The following is a 20,270-nucleotide window of genomic DNA, read 5'->3' as shown; positions in this document are numbered from 1 at the left end:
TCTCCCTGAGGGAAAAGGGGAGCTAGACTCAAAGTCCTTCTCCCCCAGGGAGAAGGATTTAGGATGAGGGGTAATGCAGGAGTTAGAACCACTTTCCAGCTCAATCTTCTAGATGTGCATACACCGTAGCTCCAGGTGCAGAGAAGGTACGCTCGAATAGCTGGATATAGTCAGTCATATCTTTGAGCGATAGCTGTAGCTCAGACACATTGCCACCGACAAAGCCGAGGGAATTGTTAATTTCATGGGCCACCCCTGCCGCTAGGCTTGTTTCATCTACCTACCAAACCATCCTTGGAGACTGTCTCCATGTCCCACGTTCCCTCGCGCCGCCACTTCCTCCAATTTACTGGCTCCACCCTCGCTACCCTAGGGTTAAGTCAGCTAGATCTGCTAGCCCAAATTCAAGACTATGGGCAAGTGCTCGGCCAAAGTACCCCGCGCAAGTTGGCCCTGTTGGTGGGCATCAACGACTATCCCCTTTTATCCAGTAATTTACGGGGATGTGTAACCGATATTGATCTGCAGTACGAGCTACTGGTCAATCGGTTTGGCTTCAATCCGAATGATATTGTTCGAGTGGCCTCTGGAGAGGCATTATCACCTAACCGCGAGACCATTTTACGGGTCTTTAAAGAGCATCTAATTGACCAGGCTAAACCTGGTGATGTAGTCGTTTTCCACTATTCTGGCCACGGCTCGCGCGTTGCCGATCGAGATCCCCTCAATCCAGAAAATCCCCTAATGGGTACTTTGGTACCGATGGATGCGAACCAGGACAGTAATGTCGTCAATCACATTACTAGCCGCACACTGTTCTTGCTGATGGCATCCATCCGAACCGAAAATTTGACCATGGTGTTGGATAGCTGTTACTCAGGGGGCGGATTTCGGGGAAATACGCTGGTGCGAGCAGCTCCGATGCGGTCTGACCTAGATGGCAGAGACCTGCTGGCTAATGAAGCCGAGTACACCTATCAGCAGGAACTCATGGCTGAGTTAGGCCTGTCCTTTGATGAGTTTCAGCGTCGTCGCGCCCAGGGAATTGCTAAGGGCATCGCCCTCGGGTCTGCCAGTCGGAATGAGACGGCTTTGGATATGGCCTTTAATGGGTTTTATGCTGGCGCGTTTACCTATTTGCTGACGCGATATTTGTGGCAGCTACCCAGCCGTACCCCAGCCGCCACTGTGCAAGCCAACCTGGTGCGTAGTACCGCTGCCGCTGCTCGCCAGCAGGACCATGGCCAGGTTCCCCAGTTTGAGGCGGCCCCCAATAGTGGCAACGCTCAAAAACCTCTCTATTTTACAGGGCCTGTGTCGTCACCGGCTGAAGCGGTGATTACCCATGTTGCCGGTCATAGCGCCAATCCATCCACCGGGGCTCAAGTAGAGTTTTGGCTGGGTGGTGTGTCGCCCCAGTACTTAGATGCGGCGGGGAATCAAGCGGTCTTTACCGTCCTTGATCGGGGAATTCCTGTAGGGGAAATTGTGCAAACATCGCGGTCTGGGCTGATTGCTAATGGTAAAGCCAGTGCAGCTGGTTCCCTAAAACCGGGGATGCTGCTGCGCGAAAAGCTGGTGGGCTTACCCGCCAACCCGGTCCTCAAAATTGGTGTGGATCGGTCCCTGGGGACTGATGTTAATGCTACGGTTTCCGCGCTCAATCAGGCTCTGGTGTCCCAAAACAATATCAGCCGCATTGTGGCTCAGGCTGTGACCAATACCACGGCAACGGCCTTTGATTTTTTAATCGGTCGGATGACGGCGGCGGCGGCTCAACAGCTTCGACAAGAGTTGGACAGTACGATTGAGATGCCCCCTGTGGGCAGTATTGCCCTATTTCGTCCATCCAATTTAGAACCGGTGCCTGCTTCCTACGGTCGCGTCAATGAATCGGCGACCGCCGCCGTCAGTCGACTCAGACCCCGACTAAAACGATTATTGGCGAGCCTGGTTTTGAAATCCCTCGCGTCCACCTCGTCAGAACTACAGGTTAGTGGAGAGATTTTTGCGGTCAGTGGAAACAGGCCACCGCTACCGATTGTCGAGCGGGGCAATCGGGCATTTTCGACAACTCAGTCTTTTAGGGCCAATGAGGAGTTAAAAATCCGCATGGAGAATCAAAACTCTCAGCAGGCTTTATTTCTTAGCTGTATTGCCATTAGTAGTACAGGGAAAATGACGGTGGTATATCCAGTCAACTGGGATGCCCCAGATGATGCGGCCCGAATTGATCCTAATGGTTCATTGGAGATTCCTCGACCGGAGGATCAGGTGCGCTTTATGGTCAGCGGGGCTGGCTATGTGGAGCTGTTAACGTTGGTGAGTACTCAGTCATTGCGTAATGCCTTGCGGGGGCTACAGACCATTGCCAGAAGCCGTGGTCAAAGCCGTGGCTATGTATCGATGAATGAAGATGAGAGTTTAGACGTACTCAGCGAGCTACTGGGGGACATTAATACGATGTCTCGTAGTGGGGCCAGCTTTTTTGTCGAGAGTCTGGATACAACCGCGACTGCCGTTGATAACAGTTCAATAGCAGCTTTTTCAACCATCATTGAGGTGGAGGCTATGGCAAACTGACCAGTGTGCTGTGCGATCGCACAGCACACTTGCCTCTAAGGCAGAGCACCTAAGCCAGATCTAACTCGTCTAAAAATGACAGTGGACGACTCATATTGGTCGCAAAACCCAGAATGTTGCGATCGCAATGCTGATAAACCACTTCACCATTGACAATCACATAGGTCGCTCCCCGCTGGGTAATGTGCTTCACCTCCGGTACGTAGGTGGTCCACTTGCCCAATACCTCTGCCATGTTCCGCAGCCGCAATGTGGCCAGCTCAAAGGGCCGCTGAAATCCTTTACCTCCAGCTCGTTTGAAAAATTCTCCTTTGATCGGCGGCAATGGTGTTGCCTGCACGATTTCATCATCCTCAATCAGCTGAGGAGCCTTGCGATCGCCCAGATAGCCACGAAAAACCTCTGTCAATGTACCAGGACTGCCAATGCCCGCACACATCAGCAATAGGTTTAGCCAGGCATTTTGACGCTGATTAAAGCCGGGTACCGATAGGGTCAATCCCGGATAAAGGCCCAATTCCTGGTGTAGTACACCGTCTGGATCCAGCAATAGCGATTCTTCAGGAAAACCGGTGTAGGCACAAAAGGCCTTGCCCGAGTTGCGATCGCCAATGCCCACAGCTCGCACCGTTAAGCCTGATGCCGCGAGCACATCAGCCTCTCGTCGCAGCCACCAGGCATATTCCAAACTGTCAAAGTCGCCTAGCTGCGGCCACACCAGCACTAGCTGTTTGGTCCCTGTTAGTAACGCGGTCTCGGTCCCATCGCTGACCTGCTGTCGTTGAGTCTGACCCAAGCGTTCATAAATAGCGGCTGCACCTACATTGTCTAGCTGGGTATCTACAGCCATTATATTTACAGCCCCCTTAACATTTGCGTCAATATAGCGAATCACTATCAGGACAGTGTGAATACTAACGTATACCTTACTGAGGCCTATGGTCTGCCATAATCGCGCCATCGTAGTTCAAACTACTATAAATTCTACGACAGTCAAAAATTGGCAACGGTAAGATCTATCAGATGATCTATTTATTCAACAATTAGCTCTACCACTGCTCTATCAACCATTCAAAACGCTGATGGATAAAGACTTACACAATTATCAGAAACGAATGGCTGAGCTAGAAGCCGATAACCGTCTGCTTCAGAACCAATTAGCGGCGGCTCAGAAGGCACACCAGCAGACAACCCAAGAACTTCAGTTTGTTCGCCAGCAGTTAAAAAATCCCCAAACGCCACTGCCTGAGCAGTCATTATATCTAGTCCTGGATAACATGCCAGAAGCCGCATTCTGGAAAGATCGCAATTCTGTTTATCTTGGCTGTAACCAACAGTTTAGTAAGGTGGCAGGTCTTGCTTCGCCTGGAGAGATTATCGGTAAAACCGATTTTGATTTGCCATGGAAATTGGAAGAAGCAGAATGGTTTCGTACCTGCGATCGCCGGGTGATGGAGTCAGATAGCCCCGAGCTAGGCATTATCGAACCTCAGCGCCAAGCTGATGGCAGCCAATATTGGCTGGAGACCAACAAAATTCCGCTACATAATTCTCAAGGTACCGTCGTAGGTATTCTAGGTACATTTAAGGAAATTACAGCGCGCATTGAGGCTGAGAAGCAGCTCAAGCAGCTTAATGAGCAGCTTGAGCAACGGGTGGAGGCTCGCACCCAGGAACTACAAACCAGTAAAGCTCGATTGCAGCGGTTGGCTGACAATTTACCGGGGCTGATTTTTCAATTTCGGATAGAGGCTGATGGCACACGCTCGTTTCCCTATGTATCTGAGGGCTGTCGCGATATCTATGAACTGGAGCCGGAGGATTTTCTCCAGTGTTGTCAGTTAATTCACCCTAGCGATTGTGATGGTCTAGAACAGGCACTTCAGGACTCTGCCGTCACGCTTTCTGGCCTGCACCACGAACATCGGATTATGACTCCTAGCGGCAAACTCAAATGGGTGCAAACTATTGCTCGACCAGAAAAGGAAGCAGATGATGCCATCCTCTGGGACGGGTTAATGATTGAGATTAGCGATCGCAAAAAAGCTGAGAAAGAGCAGCAGCGTCTGCTATCTATTCTAGAAGCCACCCCCGATATTGTTGGTATTTGTGACGCTCAGGGTAACCACCTTTATCTTAACCAGGCTGGACATACTTCGTTAGAGATTCCCCCAGAGGATCTAGAGCGAGTCAATATCCGAGAATGTCATCCGCCCAAAAACCTAAAAAAAATCGAATCTGAAGCCATTCCAACCGCTATCCAAACGGGTATGTGGCAAGGAGAATCGCGCCTGCGGAGTCAGAGCGGACAAGATTTCCCGGTTTCTCAGGTCATTTTGGCCCATCGAGATGAGGACGACCATCTAGAATTTCTATCTTCAGTCATGCGAGATATTAGCGATCTCAAGCAGGCTGAAGAACGGTTACGCCAGCAAAGAACCCAGTATCGGCAAATTTTTGAAACGGTGACCGACGGTTTAGGGATTCTCAATCTGGAAACAGGAGAACTGTTAGAAGCGAACTCAGCATACCATCAGATGCATGGTTACTCCTACCAAGAATTTATCACCCTACCCTCTGAAACCTATGTTCACCCAGAGTCTCAACATGTCTATCAAACATGTATTGCAGCCGTAAGGGCAGGGCGTACCTTTAGCGGACAAACAACCAACATCCATCGCGACGGTAGTTTAATTGAGCTAGATATTAAAGGTCTTCCCTATCCCTATCAAGGGAAACCCCACGCCCTATGCACCCTGAGGGACATCACCCAACGCGTTAAGTTTGAAGCCGAACGTAAACGTCAAGAACAGGCCTTTCGCTCCATCGTCAGAGGAACAGCTACCCAAATGGGCGAAGCTTTTTTTCGAGCCTGCGTTAAGCATTTGGCAATCGCCCTAGATGTACGCTGTGCCACTATTGCCAAGGTCATTGATAAGGACGATCAGCCCATGGGGCAAACCTTAGCCTTTTGGAACGATTCTGACTTTGGTGACAACTTTCAATATTCCTTAGAAGGTACTCCATGCTTCAACATTGTGAAGTCCCATCAGATTTGTCGCTATAGCCACTCTATCCAGCAACTCTTTCCTAACGATGCTGATCTTGTTACCCTCAACGCAGAAAGCTATCTTGGCACTCCCATACTGAATCCCAGTGGCAAGCTTTTGGGCTACCTTTTCGTTGTCCATACTGAGCCCATGGAGCAAGATTTAGACCTGCAAACATTTATTCTAGAGATTTTTGCGGCTAGGGCCGGTGCCGAAATAGAGCGTATGCAGGTTGAGCAGGCGCTGCTTGCTTCTACAGAGAAAATTCAGCAACAGGCTCAGCGAGAGCAGCTCCTAAACCAGATTGCTAACCAGATTCGGACATCCCTCAATCTTGACCGCATTCTCAACACGACCGTGCGGGAAATTCAGTCTTTTCTGGAGGTGGATCGCTGTCATTTTGCCTGGTATGTCGAAACAGCTGATGAATCTTATTGGGATGTGATTACAGAAGTCCAGAGAGCTGATTTACCTAGCCTTGTCGGCCATCATGCCGCTACCAGTTTTGGCTTTCTCACGGAGAGAATATTAAATCAGGAAATTTTGCAGTTAGATGATGTGGCAACGATTCATGATGAGGGTGTCAAAACTGTCCTGACTGCCTTGGGAAACAAATCCATGTTAGTTTTTCCGATTCGGGCGGAATGTGGCCAAGTTGGAATTATTTCTTGTATCCACCACCAGACGATCCGACCCTGGCTAAAGGATGAATTAGACCTGCTTAAAGCCGTTGTGGCCCAGCTGGAAATTGCGTTGCAGCAGGGGCATTTATTGGCTCAAAGTCAGGCTCGAGCCCAGGAACTAGAAGTGCTGCTGAACCAGCTACAAAGAACCCAGTCCCAGCTGGTTCAGAGCGAAAAAATGTCTAGCCTCGGGCAGATGGTGGCCGGGGTGGCCCATGAGATTAACAATCCGGTGAGCTTTATCTATGGCAATCTTACCCATGCTAAGGACTATACCCAAGATCTAGTTCATCTGATTGACAGCTATCAGCACCATTATCCCGAAACACATCCTGCTATTCAGACTGCCATTGACAGCATCGAGCTGGAGTTTTTAAAACAGGATTTACCCAAACTGTTCCACTCCATGGAAGTGGGGACTGAACGCATTCGAGAAATTATCAAGTCTCTACGGATGTTTTCCCGATTGGATGAGGCGGATATTAAACAGGTGGATCTCCATGACGGTATTGACAGCACCCTGACTATTTTGCAAACGCGACTGCGGGCTCAACCCTGGCGTCCTCAGATTCAGGTGATCAAAGAGTATGGTGATCTGCCCCAGATCGAGTGCTATGCCGGACAGCTCAATCAGGTCTTTATGAATCTGTTGAGCAATGCGGTGGATGCCTTAGAGGAACGCGATCGCGATCGCACCTGGCAACAGATGGAGGCCATACCCAGCACCATCCAAATTCGGACCCGGTTGCTGGGGCAGTTAACTCCGCCGGCAATTGCGATCGCAGTTGTCGACAATGGCCCTGGAATCGCTCAGCATGTTAGCGACCATCTGTTCAACCCTTTTTTCACCACTAAGCCTGTCGGGAAAGGCACCGGTCTGGGGCTGTCCATCAGCTATCAAATCATTACCGAAACCCATGGTGGCACCATTACTCATGACTCCACCCTAGGCCAGGGCACCACATTCACCATTACCCTGCCGATTACACAGTAGGAGGCTGGCTCGAACATGAAATACCCGTAGATCGAGTTTCGACTCCGCTCAACTCTCGAAGCTGGAAGAGGGATTGCCCAACCAGCAGAGCATTTACAGCCAGGGAGCACTCACCCCACTAATCTTTTCTCGCTCTTCTAGCGTCATGGTCCATCCCAGGGCTCCAGCATTTTGCTGCGCCTGTTGCGCATTTTTTGCCCCTGGGATGGGCACCACATTTCCTTGACCTATCAGCCAGTTAAGGGCAACTTGAGCCGGTGTTTTGTCATAGCGCTGGCCCACGTCTTTGAGCACCGCAATCACGGGTTCAATTTTGCGCAGACCCTCCTTACTAAAACGCGGATCAATCCGGCGTGCCCCGGTGGGAGGTTGATAGGTCGCCACCGTATACTTACCCGTGACCAGCCCCTGCGCTAGCGGACTATAGGCCAAGATTGTTACCCCCAGATCTTTAGCGGCACTAAACACACCATTGGACTCAATTTGCCGGTGCAAAAGCGAATACTGTACCTGGTTAACCGCCAAGGGAATGCCTCGCTCGGCCAGGTAACTGTGGGCCTTGTGCATCTGACTAGCCGAGTAATTGCTCACCCCGATTGACTGAATCCGTCCCTGTTTAACCTCATCTGCTAGGGCATTTAGCAGTGACTTTTGCCCTAGCAGAAAATCGAAAGGCCAGTGAATTTGATAGAGCGCCACCGTTGGCAGCTGTAAGCGCTTCAAGCTAGCCGTCAGGGCATCGGCTACGGCCTGGGCTGAAAATCGCCAGGGTAAGGGAAAATACTTGGTTGCTACTACCACCGGAGAGGCTGACTGTTGAATAAACTGTCCCAACAGCTCTTCAGACTTTCCGAAGCCATACACCTCCGCCGTATCAAAGAAGGTAACACCAGCGGCTAGGGATGCCTCAAATGCTTGCTGCACCTCATTGGCCCCATAGCCCTTGCCATACTGCCAAAATAAAGAATCTCCCCAGGACCAGGTACCCACCCCCAGGGGAGAAATCTCAGGACCGTTGGGTATGAGCTTCACCATGGGATGTTCTGCGAACGGTGATGATTCAGCCATGTTCTCTTTTGTCATAGTCTCTGCTGCTATAGTCTCCATGCCTGCTGTGAGCTTGCCTGTACATTTGTCGGCGCGCCCAAACACCATAAAAACAAAGGATGCGTTGTCAGCGCATCCTTCGATAGTCAAATTTTAAGCGTACCCCATGACCTTAACCGGCTTCTAACTAGCCAGATACTCACGCATATCGGCCTGACGTTTACGCAGTCGAGTCAGCGCCTCACGCTCAATTTGACGTACGCGCTCACGACTGATGCTGAGCATCTCGCCAATTTTTGCCAGGGTCATGTGTTTGCCATCATCCAAACCAAACCGAAGATTCAGCACCCGCTGCTGCTGGGGAGTCAGTTCCGCCATTAAACGGTCAAGATCTTTGCGCAACAGGGACTGAGTGGCATAGGCCTCAGGCGATTCACCGGGATCTTCTAGCAGATCGCCCAGGTTCGTATCCTGGTTATCACCAATGCGTAAATCCAAGGACAGGGGCGTCCGCGATTTTTCTAAATAATCCCTAACTTGTTTAGACGTTAGCTTGACCTCTTCTGCCAGCTCAGCCACGGTGGCGGCACGTCCCAGCTTTTGAGAGAGCTGTCGCTGCGCCTTTTTAATTTTGTTGAGTTTTTCGGTAATGTGAATCGGTAAACGAATGGTGCGGCTCTTCTCCGCAATGGCTCGGGTAATCGCTTGACGAATCCACCAGTAGGCATAGGTGGAAAACCGATAGCCCTTGAGGGGGTCAAATTTTTCCACACCGCGCTGCATGCCGATGGTGCCCTCTTGAATCAGGTCCAGTAAATCGACGTTGCGCTTAATATATTTTTTGGCAACCGATACCACCAACCGCAGGTTAGCTTCCACCATCCGCCGCTTAGCTAGCTCGCCAGCGTCAATCGCCTGAGTTAGCTCAGCTTCAGAAAGCTCAGCGGCTTCAGCCCACTCGTGGACAGTGGGTTCACGGTCTAGACTCTCTTGCAGAGCAGTACGACAAGCCTGGAGAGCAACAAATTTCTGTACCTGCTTGCCATAAATTACTTCTTGTTCGTGGGTTAGAAGTGGCACTCGCCCAATTTCTTTAAGATAGGTGCGAACCAAGTCGCTGGATGTCTGAGAAGCTTTCATAAAAATGACACAGCGCAAACTACAGAGAGAAAGAAATAATTCCTTAAAACGAAAGGAAGTGAAGACACCACGAAGGAGGTGTAAGACTATCTAGTAAAGACCCATAAAGGCAGCAAATTCGTAAGACCCTAAAACACCTGTCGTTTTTAGTTGCTTGGATGTTTCTCTATACATACAAACGAGACGCCATATGCACTGAGCGAACACCGTCACCTAGCCAGGCCCCTGAATCCTGATAGCAGGGATAAACTACACGAATTGCTTGTGGAGTAGTGATGCTGCGTTCTTATGAACCAAGCGTATCACAATTTTAAGTAATGTAACTTTTCTTAGAAATATTTTTTACCTTAAATGAGTATTTTTGTATTTGGCTTGATAGCTGTGGGTTAGTGTGACCCACATTACTGGGTTCACGGGAGATTAGCTGCATCAACCATGACAAAACTATAATGAAAACATTAAGTATTTTTTTAGAGATCTAAGACTATTTTTGTGGACTATGCGACGTTTTTAGCCGTTAATGGCTGTTCATTTAAGCCAGCTTATGCATGGTATTGAGTAATGCTTGGAAATCCTTAGCCCAGAAGCAGGCTATCGTCACTTAGGGCGTCCCCTGTAAATCGGTTGAGTAGATCATTGATGGTCAGGGTGGCTTTTTCTGAACCGATGGCGTCAACTATGATCTGACCTTCGTGGAGCATCAAAAGACGATTGCCCACGGCTAATGCCTGGCGCATGCTATGGGTGACCATTAAGGTGGTTAGACGATGCTCGGCTACTAGCTGGTCGGTGAGCTGCATGATGTATTGGGCTGTTTTCGGGTCTAAGGCGGCGGTGTGCTCGTCCAGCAGCAGAATTTTAGCCGGGGCTAGGGTGGCCATGACCAAACTGAGGGCCTGGCGTTGACCACCGGAAAGGAGACCGATGCGATCGCAAAGTCGATCCTCCAAACCCAGCTGCAGGCTGGCCAGCCTAGCCCGAAACTGATCCCGCAATCGATTGTTGAGGGCCGGTCGCAGTCCTCGCAGCTGGCCGCGCCGCCGGGCTAAAACCAAATTTTCCTCAATGGTCAGGTCAGCACAGGAGCCCGCCAGCGGATTTTGAAACACCCGCGATACTAAAGGAGCCCGCCGCGCCGTCGGCCAGGAGGTGACGTCTTGTGTCCCCACCGTAATCCGTCCCCGGTCACATAAAATATCACCGCTAATGCTGTTCAGTAGGGTGGATTTGCCCGCGCCGTTGCTGCCAATGACGGTGATAAACTCCCCAGCAGTAATGTCCAAATTCACACCCAGCAGCGCTGGTTTAGCCAGGGGCGTACCGGGGTTAAAGGTCACGTGAATGTCAGAAAGAGAGATCATCGAGGAAAATCACTGTCGCTTAAATTTTGTCAGCACACTGGCCTGGGGCACCACCAGCGCCAGCACCACAATTACAGCCGTCACCAAGTTTAGATCCTGGGCCTGCAATCCTAGAAAATCAGCATTTAGGGCCATGGCAATCACCAGGCGATAGAGCAAGCAGCCAGCAATCACAGCCAGGGTGGCCCAGCGAACAGTGCGGCTGGGGAAAATCGCCTCACCCAAAATCACCGTGGCTAGGCCAATTACCACGGTCCCCACCCCCAGGGCCACATCGGCAAAGCCATTGACCTGGGCGAATAGCGCTCCCGATAGGGCCGCCAGGGCGTTGCTCAGGGCCATCCCTAGCAAGATCAGGCGGTCGGTATAAATGCCTTGGGCACTGGCCATCACCGGATTCATACCGGTGGCCCGCATAGCCAGCCCCAACTCCGAGGTGAGGAAAAAGTCCATGGCCAGTTTGGTCAGTCCCAGCCCCACCAGCAAAATCACCCAAATGGGGGCCACGGTCTCGAGACCATCAAACAGGGTGGGCTGATTTAGCAGCGGCACATTGGGTCGCCCCATGATGCGCAGATTGATGGAGTACAGCGCAATCATGGTGAGAATGCTGGCCAGCAAGTTGAGGATATTAAACCGCACGCTCAGAATGGCCGTACACAGACCGGCTAAGGCCCCAGCTACCATAGAGATAGCAGTGGCCAGCCAAGGATTGACTCCTTGGGTAATCAGGGTGGCAACGACAGCGGCCCCCAGGGGAAAACTGCCGTCTACGGTCAGGTCGGGAAACTTGAGCACCCGAAAGGACAGGTACACCCCCAGGCTGAGAAAGCCGTAGAGCAGACCGGTTTCAATGGCCCCAAGAAAGGCAACAAAGGACATGGGCGTTGAAGGGGGCGTTGGCGGAACAGCGATGGGCTAGCCTTATGTATAGCAAACTGCTGAATACATTCAGCAGTTTGCTGCGCACATAGCTGCTGCTATCTAGAGCTTTCAGCGATCACCTATGTTGTGAACTATGTGCGCCAAGCTACAAATAACGAATAGGGTTCTAAACGATATCGTGACATGGCCTACAGTGACTTCACCCTGCGCAAGGTCAAGGATACTTTTTCTCTCAAGCTAGTGGAGACTGGCTCATTTTTGACTGGATTTGCCCCCGTACAGCCCAGTGACTACTTGCAGCAAACACTGGCTCGGAACTTGGCCATGGCTATCGCCGTAGGGACAGAGAAAGCCAGGTCTGAGCTATTGATTAGCCCTATTTTGGTGGAAGTGCGTGAACGGTTACAGCGCCGGGTTAGTTTGTTCTCAGGGACCGACTTTACCGTGGATGCGTCTGTTGGCCTCAACGGTATCTGTGACTTTTTGCTGAGCCAGTCCCAGGAGCAGCTTTTAATTGAAGCCCCAGCCGTGATGATTGTTGAGGCCAAAAAGGAAGATCTGAACCCCGGTCTGGGTCAGTGCATTGCTGAGCTAGTGGCAGCTCAGCGGTTTAATCAGGCCCATGACCGCCCGATTCCAGCTATATATGGGGCGGTAACGACCGGCAGCCTCTGGCGTTTTCTGAAATTATCGGGTCAGACAGTTGAGATTGATCTGGCTGACTACGCAGTGCCGCCAGTGGAGACCGTGTTGGGAATTTTATTGGGAATTGTGGGACCGTCGAGCTGAAATGAATTATTCAAATACTTGGTCAGCGCTGTCTTTGATGACATCTGGAATGGTGACACCCATAGCTTCAGCGGCAGCTAGATTGACGGCTAGGTCCACGGTTTTGGCCAGTTCCACCGGGATATCACCGGGGGCCTCGCCACCGAGAATGCGGGCGACGATATCACCGGTTTGGCGACCGACTTCGTAGTAGTCAAAGCTGGCGGTTGCGATCGCACCTCGCTCCACCGAATCCGTATCACCGGCAAATACCGGCAGCTGATTCTCATTGCCCACCTGGATCACCGACTCCAGGGCCGAGACCACTGTATTATCCGTGGGAATATAAATAGCATCCACCTTACCCACTAAGCTTTGCGCTGCCGTGGCCACATCGGCAGAGCTGGAAACCGTTGCTTCGGTAATGGTGAATCCCTGAGCCTCGGCTTCGGTATTGAGCAGTTCCACCAGGCTGACGGAGTTGGATTCTCCAGCGTTGTAAATCACCCCAACGGACTTGGCATCGGGGTCAATATCAGCAATCAACGCCAGATGCTCATCAATGGGGGACAGATCGCTAACGCCGGTAACCATGCCCCCAGAAGCCTCCAGGCTAGGGACTAATTCAGCCGACACCGGGTCAGTCACCGCAGAAAACACCACCGGAATGGTGTCAGTGCTGCCTACCACCGCCTGGGCAGACGGCGTGGCGATGGCCACAATCAGATCCGGGCTATCTCCCACAAACTTTTGGGCAATTTGTGCCGCATTGGCGGGCTGACCCTGGGCACTTTCCCACTCCCACTTCAGGGTGCTATCGGCCTCGTAGCCTTCTTCCTTAAGCTTGTCTTGGAGGCCATCACGCACCGCGTCCAGGGCCGGGTGCTCGACAATTTGAGTAACGGCTACATAGGGTGCATCGGCAGGTGCGTCGGCAGCAATGGGATCGCCGTATTCATCCCTGGCAACATCGGTATCGCCAGGGCCGCAGCCTAGCAGAGTGGCTGATAGCAAGACAGGAGCAATCAGGGTTTTAGCTAAAAAGCGGGTGTGGGTCTGAAATGAGGATTGCACTGGTGTTATTCACCTCCGTACTGAGCTTTTAATTCAGCGACTCGATCATCGTCGAGCTTCTGGAATAGGGGAGCAGGCACTTCAAAAGCTCGACCTGCCGTCAGAATAGTCAAGTCCGTGGCGGCGGCCATGGTGCTGTTACGCTCTGCATCAGTCAGCTGCAGCGCATCGTAGAGGGCTTCGGCGGTATGGGGAATGAAGGGGGCACTTGCGATCGCATACAGCCGAATCAAATTAACACAGGTGCGAATCACCACAGCAGCGTCATCTTTATCTGTCTTGAATAGCGCCCAGGGTGCTCGCACATCAATATATTGATTGCCCGCCGTCCAAAGTGCATTTAACGTTTCGGTGGCCCGCCGGAATTCCTGCTGGCGCAGATGTCCCCGCAGTTTTTCCACCAGGTCTTTGCAGGTGGCTTCTAGCTCAGCTTCAGCTGCGCCAGGGGTGCCGCCTGCCGGAAGTTCCTTACTAAACTTAGACGCCGTAAATTTGAGAATGCGGTTGACAAAGTTGCCCAGGTTGTCCGCCAGCTCTTTATTTACCCGATTCTGAAACTGTTCCCAGGTAAAGGCAGAGTCGGACGATTCCGGCGCACTGGCCATCAGCATATAGCGCCAGTAGTCCGCTGGGGCTATCTCCAGGGCCTGGTCCAAAAATACGCCCCGTTTCGAACTGGTGGAAAACTTACCCCCGTAGTAGTTGAGCCAGTTAAACCCTTTAATGTAGTCAGCCATTTTCCACGGCTCGCGACTGCCTAGAATCGTCGCAGGCCACATGATCGTATGGAACGGCAGATTATCCTTGGCCATAAACTGGGTGTAGTGCACGCTGTCGCCGCCTTTCCACCAGCTCTCCCAATCATTGCCCGTAGCATTGCCCCAGGCTTTAGTGGCCGACACATAGCCAATGGGAGCATCAAACCACACATAAAACACCTTGCCGTCAAAGCCCTCGGCAGGTACCGGCACCCCCCAGCTCAGGTCGCGGGTAATGCCTCGGCTCTGCAGTCCTTCATCTAGCCACTTAAAAGCAATGGATGTAGTTAGCTTTGGCCACTGGGTCTGTTGCTCCACCCAGGTACGCACCTCGTCGCTGAGTTTATCCAGCAATAAAAACAGATGCTTAGAACTACGCACTTCTAAATTAGTGCTGCCAGAAATGGTAGAACGAGGATCAATCAAGTCCGTGGGGGACAGCACTTTAGTACAGTTCTCACACTGATCGCCTCGGGCCTTTTCATAACTACAGTTAGGGCAGGTGCCAGTAACATAGCGGTCGGGCAAAAAGCGCTCATCGTCTAGGGAATAGATCTGGCTAATTTCCCGTTCTTCAATAAACCCGTGCTCTGCTAGCTGACGATAAAAGTGCTGTGTAAGCTCATGGTTCTCCGGTGCCGACGTGCGGCCAAAATAATCAAAGGAGAGACCAAAGCGCTGGTAAATATCCGTTTGCTTCTGGTACTGGCGGGTACAAAAATCAGCCACATCCAGCTCCGCTTCTAGGGCCGCGATTTCAGCGGGGGTGCCATGCTCATCAGTGGCACAGATATAGAGAACCTCTTCGCCTTCCTGACGCAGGAAGCGAGCATACACATCGGCGGGCAACATCGACCCCACCAGGTTGCCCAAGTGTTTAATACCGTTGATATAGGGAAGTGCACTGGTGATGAGGTATCGCATTCTGGGTTTGCTGATCGTTTGTCGGCGCTTGGGCCTTATACACCCTAACGGTTTAATTGCTTTGGCTCAATAGTAGCGATTTAAGGTCCATTCAAGCACAACCTCCAGGAATACTTTTAGGCTCGATAAAAACGGCTCTCTAAGCAAAGAGCACCCCCAGGGGTACTGCAAAACTTCCGGGTCAATTTCATACTTGAATCGTAAGACTTGAGCCTAAGACACAGCCATAGCGTAGAAAAATTTTGATGGAGATGCCCGCTACCGCTCAGGCCCCCTGTCATAGACATTTTCTGTTATGGACATTTATAGACATTTGTTATAGAAACAACCATGTCAAACAATATTTTTCAAGAAATATGGGATGCGGACCAAAGTGGGAATGGGGTACCTGCCCTCAGACCTGGAGAAAAGCGAGATGAGACCAGGGGATATGTCGTCGTTGATGAACGAGCTGCTGCCGTTAATTCTGAGCATCGGGTTCTCAGCCAGGTCGTCATTCCGCCAGCCAAGCTAGAAACCTACCGGCTGTGCGAACAAATTTTTGATAACTACGCCCTAGAGCGAGCGGTACGCGAACAGATTAGCCAAACTGAAACGCAAGAAGAGCTTGATTTTATTGATGCGATTCTACCGACTCCCCCCATTGAGAAGGCTAGACAGTTTCTAGAATCATCCCTCGATCTCACCATTTCCCAGAGCTTGATGGCCGCCATGATTAAAGAAACCTGGTTTGCCATGGGGCCTGCCGGCACCCAACGGGATGCGTCTGGATTTGAACATGTTTTCGTTGGGGAACAGGCCAGTAAATCCAGTCATGTGGGCGGCTATCATTTTTGGTACAAGTACTATCTAGATGATGGGGGGCCGAGCGTTACCCCCGGTCATGATCTGCAGGATAGGATCCAATATCTGGGCACTCGATACGAAAAAGCAACAGAACCTGGAAAGGGGGTGCTGGTACCAGAGATTGTGACATTGCAGCTGACATGGACCGCTCCTGTGGGTGATGGCAGTCAAAACACTAAACGCTTGCATAAACCGATCGGAGGTTTTTTTGTTGGCTGTAGCCCTGAAGGACTGATCGCACTGGGTTTAGTCAGGAGTCGTACAAAAAGCGATAAAATCACCCGGATTAACGGTGCTGAATATCAGCTAGACTTGCACCGTCTGGATAATCGCCCCAATGCAATCCGTACTTTTTTCCCGCGATTTCGGCGGGCTGATGTTGTTCATATAGATCCTGACAAGCCTGATCAGCCCGATCCAGACAAAGCCCCTGGAAAGGCGAAGGACTCCACATTTCAGATTGTTGCTGCGATGGTCAATCCCGAGAATCCAGAAGGTGGCAGAGAGTTTATTCAGGTGATCAATGCGTCTAAACAGACGGCATCACTGCTGGGGTGGAAGATTGTAGCGCCCAATGGCACCACCTTTGAGCTAGCTGATATTGAGGTGGCACCTGGGGATGTCTTTAAGTTTATTGTCCCTAGTAATCAAGGCGTTCTCCGTAATAAGGCTGGCACTATTCAACTGCGGTCTCCAGAGGAGGATTCTGTTGTGGATTACCCGTATTCAGCTGACCAGGCTAAGGAAGAAGGTATGCCGATTCTTTTTGGTAAATAGATTCCTTTTTGGTAAATAGAGCCATCTAAACCTGGTAGGGCTACATGACAGAGGCTCTACCAGGTTTGGATCTTTACTTTTTATGATTGGCTTAGGGTTGGTTCGAAGTGTGATGCAAGATGAAGGGGTGTTTGTATATGTAGAAGTTTAGAGGGTACCATGCCGATTCTTTCTCAAATCGTGACGTTTTCAGGCAAAATCCATAAAAGTGAGGATTTAAGTGCGATCGCAAACTTTGAGATTGATGGCAGACCGTATCTTGTCGTCGGTTCTGACGAAAGCAAACGCCGGGTTCAGCTGCTTAAACAAAAATCTGATCAGGGTTATGTCGTTGATGATGACCTAGAAATCACCTTGCCTGTTTCAGAAAAAGCCGATGAAATTGACATCGAAAGTATAGCTTTCGACCCCAAAAGCACCTGTCTTTACATCATGGGTTCCCACTCCCAAAAACGTAAGACGGTAAAGATTACAGACAAAACAGCAGCTGAAAATCGAGTGAGATTAACAGATACTAAAATCTCTCCTGAGACTGATCGTAATCGCATCTTTCAGGTATTCTTGAAACCCAAAACTGGCAAAGTCAAGGGAGAGATCAAACAAACCGATTGGCTAAAAGAAGTGTTTGCCAAGGACAACTATCTCAAACGTTTTATTGATATCCCCAGTAAAGAAAACGGCATTGACATTGAAGGGCTAGCTTTGCAACAGAATCATCTATTCTTAGGCTTTAGAGGTCCCATACTCAGGGGTAACTATGTGCCAGTCATGGTGATCGACTGCAACGACTTAGACGACTCAAAAGCCCCAAAAGAGTATGAAATTCGGTTGGTACAGCTCAACGGCAGTGCGATTCGAGATATGACAGCGGTGGATGACGGCTTTTTGATCATTGCTGGACCCATGGGAGATGCGCCTGGCCCCTACAGCCTCTACTTCTGGGATGGCACGGATATGGTTTATGGAAAAGATCGGCCCCGACCGATGCCACCAGCGGTGATTCATTTAGAAGATATTGAGCCTCCCATAGGCACAGATGGAGCACAAGGCAAAGCCGAAGGGATTACGGTGTTAGCAGAGACAGCTACCGAATACAGAGCCTTAATCATTTATGACAGCATTAAAGACGGCAATCCTCAGCTTTGGCACATAAGCAAATAGCCTAAAATAAACACTCTTAATGTCGCGGGTTTCGACTCCGCTCAACCCGCTAAATGTTTGATATTCCCAGAAAGCTGAGGACTGAGCGGAGTCGAAGTCCAGCTCAGCATAGCGATGTCAGACTATCTACCCAAACCTTACGTTCATCAGCCGGTTCCAACAATACCAAAAGAACAGTCTATCTGAAGTCGTTAGGTAATTTATGCCCGTAGTTAGATACCTGTAGAACAGCGGTTTGATAGCTTTGTTGTGTCTACATTTACTAATTAAAATCACCTAACATATGACTGATAAAACAATGTTGGAAGGTATTGAACTTGTGAGCTGCGCCAAGGCTAGTGCATCTGCTGGTGTCGCCACCGTTGCAAAAAACTGTGGCTATGGTACCAATATTGAGCAGTTTAGAGCCGCTCTGCAGAAAGCCTGTGCAGACATGGGTGTGGAGGTGGATGGTATTGCCGATCTGCTGACAGACCAACAACAAGTCACACAAGAAGGTGGTCTTGAAATAGCACCGGAAACGGTCAGTGAACTGTAGTCAGCAATAGTTGTCAACCCGCAATTCTATATACCATCACCGCACCTATCGTTTCATAAGCCATGGAACCACGTCCCTCGTCATCAGCGCTGCAGACATACCTGCGAAAAATTAGTGGCAATCCGCTAAGAATGATTTTGTTTGGCTACGCTAGCTACATCATTGTTGCAGTTTGTTTACTCAACTTACCCATCTGCTGGAAAGATGGCCCGATTTCGTTTTTAGACAATCTCTTTATTGCCACCTCAGCCGTGAGTACAACCGGACTGGTGACCGTCAACACGCCTGTAGCCTATAACTTCTGGGGTCAGCTTGTAATTCTGATTGCTTTTCAGCTTGGTGGTTTGGGCTATATGACCGTCGGCTCTTTTTTAGTGATAATGGGCAACGATACGCTATCGTCTTTTCGCCAGCGCATTGGCTCAGCTGTATTTTCACTGCCGGAGGGATTCTCACTAAAAACGTTAATTCAGCATACGGTAATCTTTACCGCCTTGGCAGAAATCGCTGGCATATTCATCTTGACTCCATTGTTTAGCGTACAAGGCGTAGATAACCCTCTATGGGCAGCTGTTTTTCATACAGTGTCTGCGTTTTGCACAGCTGGCTTTAGCATTTTCCCCAACAGCTTAGAGGACTTTCGAGGTGATTTTTGGATCAACTTTGTCGTTAGTATTCTGAGCCTATTGGGGGCCATTGGCTTTTTGGTCGCTTCAGACGTTTGGCAAAGCCGAGTAAAGCGTCGTCGCACCATGTCCCTGACCTCTAAAATTATTCTGTCGTTCACCAGTTGTTTTATACTGGCTGGATTTTTCCTACTGTTATTGTTTGACACATCACTGCAGGCTCTACCTCTGGGAGAACGACTGCTAGCCGCTTGGTTCCAGTCAATGACAGCCCTGACCACGGTTGGGTTCAATACCCATCCCATCGGTGCTCTCAGTGCCTTCTCGGTCCTGGTTACCCTGGGGCTAATGGTTGTGGGAGCATCGCCGTCAGGAACGGGGGGCGGGATCAAAACCACATCTGTATCCGCTGCTTTGGGTGGTATGTGGAGTAGCCTGCGCGGCAACCAATCCACTGCCTATCTAGGACGCCGCATCCCTGAAGAACGAATTACAGCGGCATCAGCATCCATCGTATTTTATATTTTGTGTTTTCTTGTGGGCTGTGGATGCTTGCTATTAGTTCAAGATCAGGTATTTGAGGATGTGATTTTTGAGGTGGCGTCTGCCTTGGGTACGGTTGGGCTATCACGAGGTATCACAGGCGACTTGACAACTTTTGGCAAATTGATCATCATTGCCGTCATGTACGTTGGTCGTGTCGGTCCTATATCCTTCGGCATGGCATTGCTTTACGATCGTTCCCGTAGGATGGTGCAGATGCCTGAAGAAGATCTCGCCGTTTAATAAATAGCTTGCATTACTTTGCTGAGCTAGTTTGGTGTACTAATTAACAAAGTCACACCGATATGTAACAACAGCTGAGGGAATAATTACCCTCAGCTGTTGTTAACATTGCTACTAGAAACTGCCAAAAATAGAATAAGTAGGTTGTCCAAATTATGCTTCAGATTCCGAGGCCCCTTCCGTCCTCCAGGGGTTTGGTGGCTTTTTTGACGGAGCTAAACACCTGATGTTCTATTTTATAAACGATTAGGCTCACCCACCTAATAGCT

General features: G+C 50.3%; 15 protein-coding genes. 7 read left to right on the top strand and 8 right to left on the bottom strand.

The window, feature by feature from the left end:
- Nucleotides 1–100: 100 nt before the first annotated feature.
- Nucleotides 101–253 (bottom strand): hypothetical protein, encoded by a 153-nt coding sequence (locus IQ260_RS02200; protein ID WP_193990428.1) that lies wholly within the window; start codon nucleotides 251–253, stop codon nucleotides 101–103.
- 56 nt (nucleotides 254–309) lie between these two features.
- Between IQ260_RS02200 and IQ260_RS02195 the strand changes: the two genes are divergently transcribed.
- On the top strand, nucleotides 310–2,583 hold the full coding sequence (locus IQ260_RS02195; RefSeq protein ID WP_193990426.1) for a caspase family protein: 2,274 nt from the start codon (nucleotides 310–312) through the stop codon (nucleotides 2,581–2,583).
- Between the two features lie 49 nt (nucleotides 2,584–2,632).
- Here IQ260_RS02195 and IQ260_RS02190 read toward each other — a convergent pair whose 3' ends face one another.
- Nucleotides 2,633–3,433 (bottom strand): peroxiredoxin-like family protein, encoded by an 801-nt coding sequence (locus IQ260_RS02190; RefSeq protein WP_193990424.1) that lies wholly within the window; start codon nucleotides 3,431–3,433, stop codon nucleotides 2,633–2,635.
- Between the two features lie 232 nt (nucleotides 3,434–3,665).
- On the opposite strand from IQ260_RS02190, the gene IQ260_RS02185 reads away from it, so the two are divergent.
- Nucleotides 3,666–7,310 (top strand): PAS domain-containing sensor histidine kinase, encoded by a 3,645-nt coding sequence (locus tag IQ260_RS02185; protein WP_193990422.1) that lies wholly within the window; start codon nucleotides 3,666–3,668, stop codon nucleotides 7,308–7,310.
- A gap of 93 nt (nucleotides 7,311–7,403) precedes the next feature.
- Here IQ260_RS02185 and IQ260_RS02180 read toward each other — a convergent pair whose 3' ends face one another.
- The 4 genes from IQ260_RS02180 to IQ260_RS02165 form a co-directional block, all read right to left on the bottom strand.
- The gene (locus IQ260_RS02180) at nucleotides 7,404–8,393 is read right to left on the bottom strand and encodes an aldo/keto reductase (RefSeq protein WP_322744875.1); all 990 of its coding nucleotides are present in this window, start codon (nucleotides 8,391–8,393) and stop codon (nucleotides 7,404–7,406) included.
- Nucleotides 8,394–8,540: 147 nt separating this feature from the next.
- The gene (locus IQ260_RS02175; protein WP_193990420.1) at nucleotides 8,541–9,497 is read right to left on the bottom strand and encodes an RNA polymerase sigma factor, RpoD/SigA family; all 957 of its coding nucleotides are present in this window, start codon (nucleotides 9,495–9,497) and stop codon (nucleotides 8,541–8,543) included.
- A gap of 575 nt (nucleotides 9,498–10,072) precedes the next feature.
- Nucleotides 10,073–10,858 carry an ABC transporter ATP-binding protein gene (locus IQ260_RS02170; protein WP_193990417.1) on the bottom strand — a complete coding sequence of 262 codons (786 nt, stop codon included), beginning with the start codon at nucleotides 10,856–10,858 and terminating at the stop codon, nucleotides 10,073–10,075.
- A 9-nt stretch (nucleotides 10,859–10,867) separates the two neighbouring features.
- Nucleotides 10,868–11,740 carry an ABC transporter permease gene (locus tag IQ260_RS02165; protein WP_193990415.1) on the bottom strand — a complete coding sequence of 291 codons (873 nt, stop codon included), beginning with the start codon at nucleotides 11,738–11,740 and terminating at the stop codon, nucleotides 10,868–10,870.
- Between the two features lie 186 nt (nucleotides 11,741–11,926).
- On the opposite strand from IQ260_RS02165, the gene IQ260_RS02160 reads away from it, so the two are divergent.
- On the top strand, nucleotides 11,927–12,532 hold the full coding sequence (locus IQ260_RS02160) for a hypothetical protein (RefSeq protein ID WP_193990413.1): 606 nt from the start codon (nucleotides 11,927–11,929) through the stop codon (nucleotides 12,530–12,532).
- Between the two features lie 6 nt (nucleotides 12,533–12,538).
- Here the strand turns inward: IQ260_RS02160 and IQ260_RS02155 are convergent, their stop codons facing one another.
- On the bottom strand, nucleotides 12,539–13,585 hold the full coding sequence (locus IQ260_RS02155) for an ABC transporter substrate-binding protein (protein ID WP_322744874.1): 1,047 nt from the start codon (nucleotides 13,583–13,585) through the stop codon (nucleotides 12,539–12,541).
- Nucleotides 13,586–13,590: 5 nt separating this feature from the next.
- A complete protein-coding gene (gene metG, locus IQ260_RS02150; RefSeq protein WP_322744877.1) occupies nucleotides 13,591–15,282 on the bottom strand; it encodes a methionine--tRNA ligase in 1,692 nt (563 codons plus the stop codon).
- Between the two features lie 315 nt (nucleotides 15,283–15,597).
- On the opposite strand from metG, the gene IQ260_RS02145 reads away from it, so the two are divergent.
- From IQ260_RS02145 to IQ260_RS02130, 4 genes are all read left to right on the top strand, one after another.
- On the top strand, nucleotides 15,598–16,890 hold the full coding sequence (locus IQ260_RS02145; protein WP_193990411.1) for a hypothetical protein: 1,293 nt from the start codon (nucleotides 15,598–15,600) through the stop codon (nucleotides 16,888–16,890).
- 159 nt (nucleotides 16,891–17,049) lie between these two features.
- Nucleotides 17,050–18,051: a DUF3616 domain-containing protein gene (locus tag IQ260_RS02140; protein WP_193990410.1), complete on the top strand. Its 1,002-nt coding sequence runs from the start codon at nucleotides 17,050–17,052 to the stop codon at nucleotides 18,049–18,051.
- A gap of 283 nt (nucleotides 18,052–18,334) precedes the next feature.
- Entirely contained in the window at nucleotides 18,335–18,589 is a 255-nt protein-coding gene (locus IQ260_RS02135) for a hypothetical protein (protein ID WP_193990409.1), read from the top strand.
- A gap of 62 nt (nucleotides 18,590–18,651) precedes the next feature.
- Complete coding sequence (locus IQ260_RS02130) at nucleotides 18,652–20,001, top strand: TrkH family potassium uptake protein (protein WP_193990408.1); 1,350 nt, start codon at nucleotides 18,652–18,654, stop codon at nucleotides 19,999–20,001.
- Nucleotides 20,002–20,270 lie beyond the last annotated feature (269 nt).

Source organism: Leptolyngbya cf. ectocarpi LEGE 11479 (assembly GCF_015207065.1).
Classification (GTDB): Bacteria; Cyanobacteriota; Cyanobacteriia; order Phormidesmidales; family Phormidesmidaceae; genus Leptothoe; species Leptothoe ectocarpi.
This window is presented reverse-complemented; position numbering and strand designations above follow the sequence as displayed.

Excerpts from the sequence above, each read along its gene's own strand:
- IQ260_RS02135 (WP_193990409.1), top strand. The coding sequence starts at position 18,335 with ATGACTGATAAAACAATGTTGGAAGGTATTGAACTTGTGAGCTGCGCC.
- IQ260_RS02190 (WP_193990424.1), bottom strand. The coding sequence starts at position 3,433 with ATGGCTGTAGATACCCAGCTAGACAATGTAGGTGCAGCCGCTATTTAT.
- IQ260_RS02185 (WP_193990422.1), top strand. The coding sequence starts at position 3,666 with ATGGATAAAGACTTACACAATTATCAGAAACGAATGGCTGAGCTAGAA.
- IQ260_RS02195 (WP_193990426.1), top strand. The coding sequence starts at position 310 with ATGTCCCACGTTCCCTCGCGCCGCCACTTCCTCCAATTTACTGGCTCC.
- IQ260_RS02175 (WP_193990420.1), bottom strand. The coding sequence starts at position 9,497 with ATGAAAGCTTCTCAGACATCCAGCGACTTGGTTCGCACCTATCTTAAA.
- IQ260_RS02140 (WP_193990410.1), top strand. The coding sequence starts at position 17,050 with ATGCCGATTCTTTCTCAAATCGTGACGTTTTCAGGCAAAATCCATAAA.
- IQ260_RS02145 (WP_193990411.1), top strand. The coding sequence starts at position 15,598 with ATGTCAAACAATATTTTTCAAGAAATATGGGATGCGGACCAAAGTGGG.
- IQ260_RS02180 (WP_322744875.1), bottom strand. The coding sequence starts at position 8,393 with ATGACAAAAGAGAACATGGCTGAATCATCACCGTTCGCAGAACATCCC.
- IQ260_RS02165 (WP_193990415.1), bottom strand. The coding sequence starts at position 11,740 with ATGTCCTTTGTTGCCTTTCTTGGGGCCATTGAAACCGGTCTGCTCTAC.
- IQ260_RS02130 (WP_193990408.1), top strand. The coding sequence starts at position 18,652 with ATGGAACCACGTCCCTCGTCATCAGCGCTGCAGACATACCTGCGAAAA.
- IQ260_RS02160 (WP_193990413.1), top strand. The coding sequence starts at position 11,927 with ATGGCCTACAGTGACTTCACCCTGCGCAAGGTCAAGGATACTTTTTCT.
- IQ260_RS02170 (WP_193990417.1), bottom strand. The coding sequence starts at position 10,858 with ATGATCTCTCTTTCTGACATTCACGTGACCTTTAACCCCGGTACGCCC.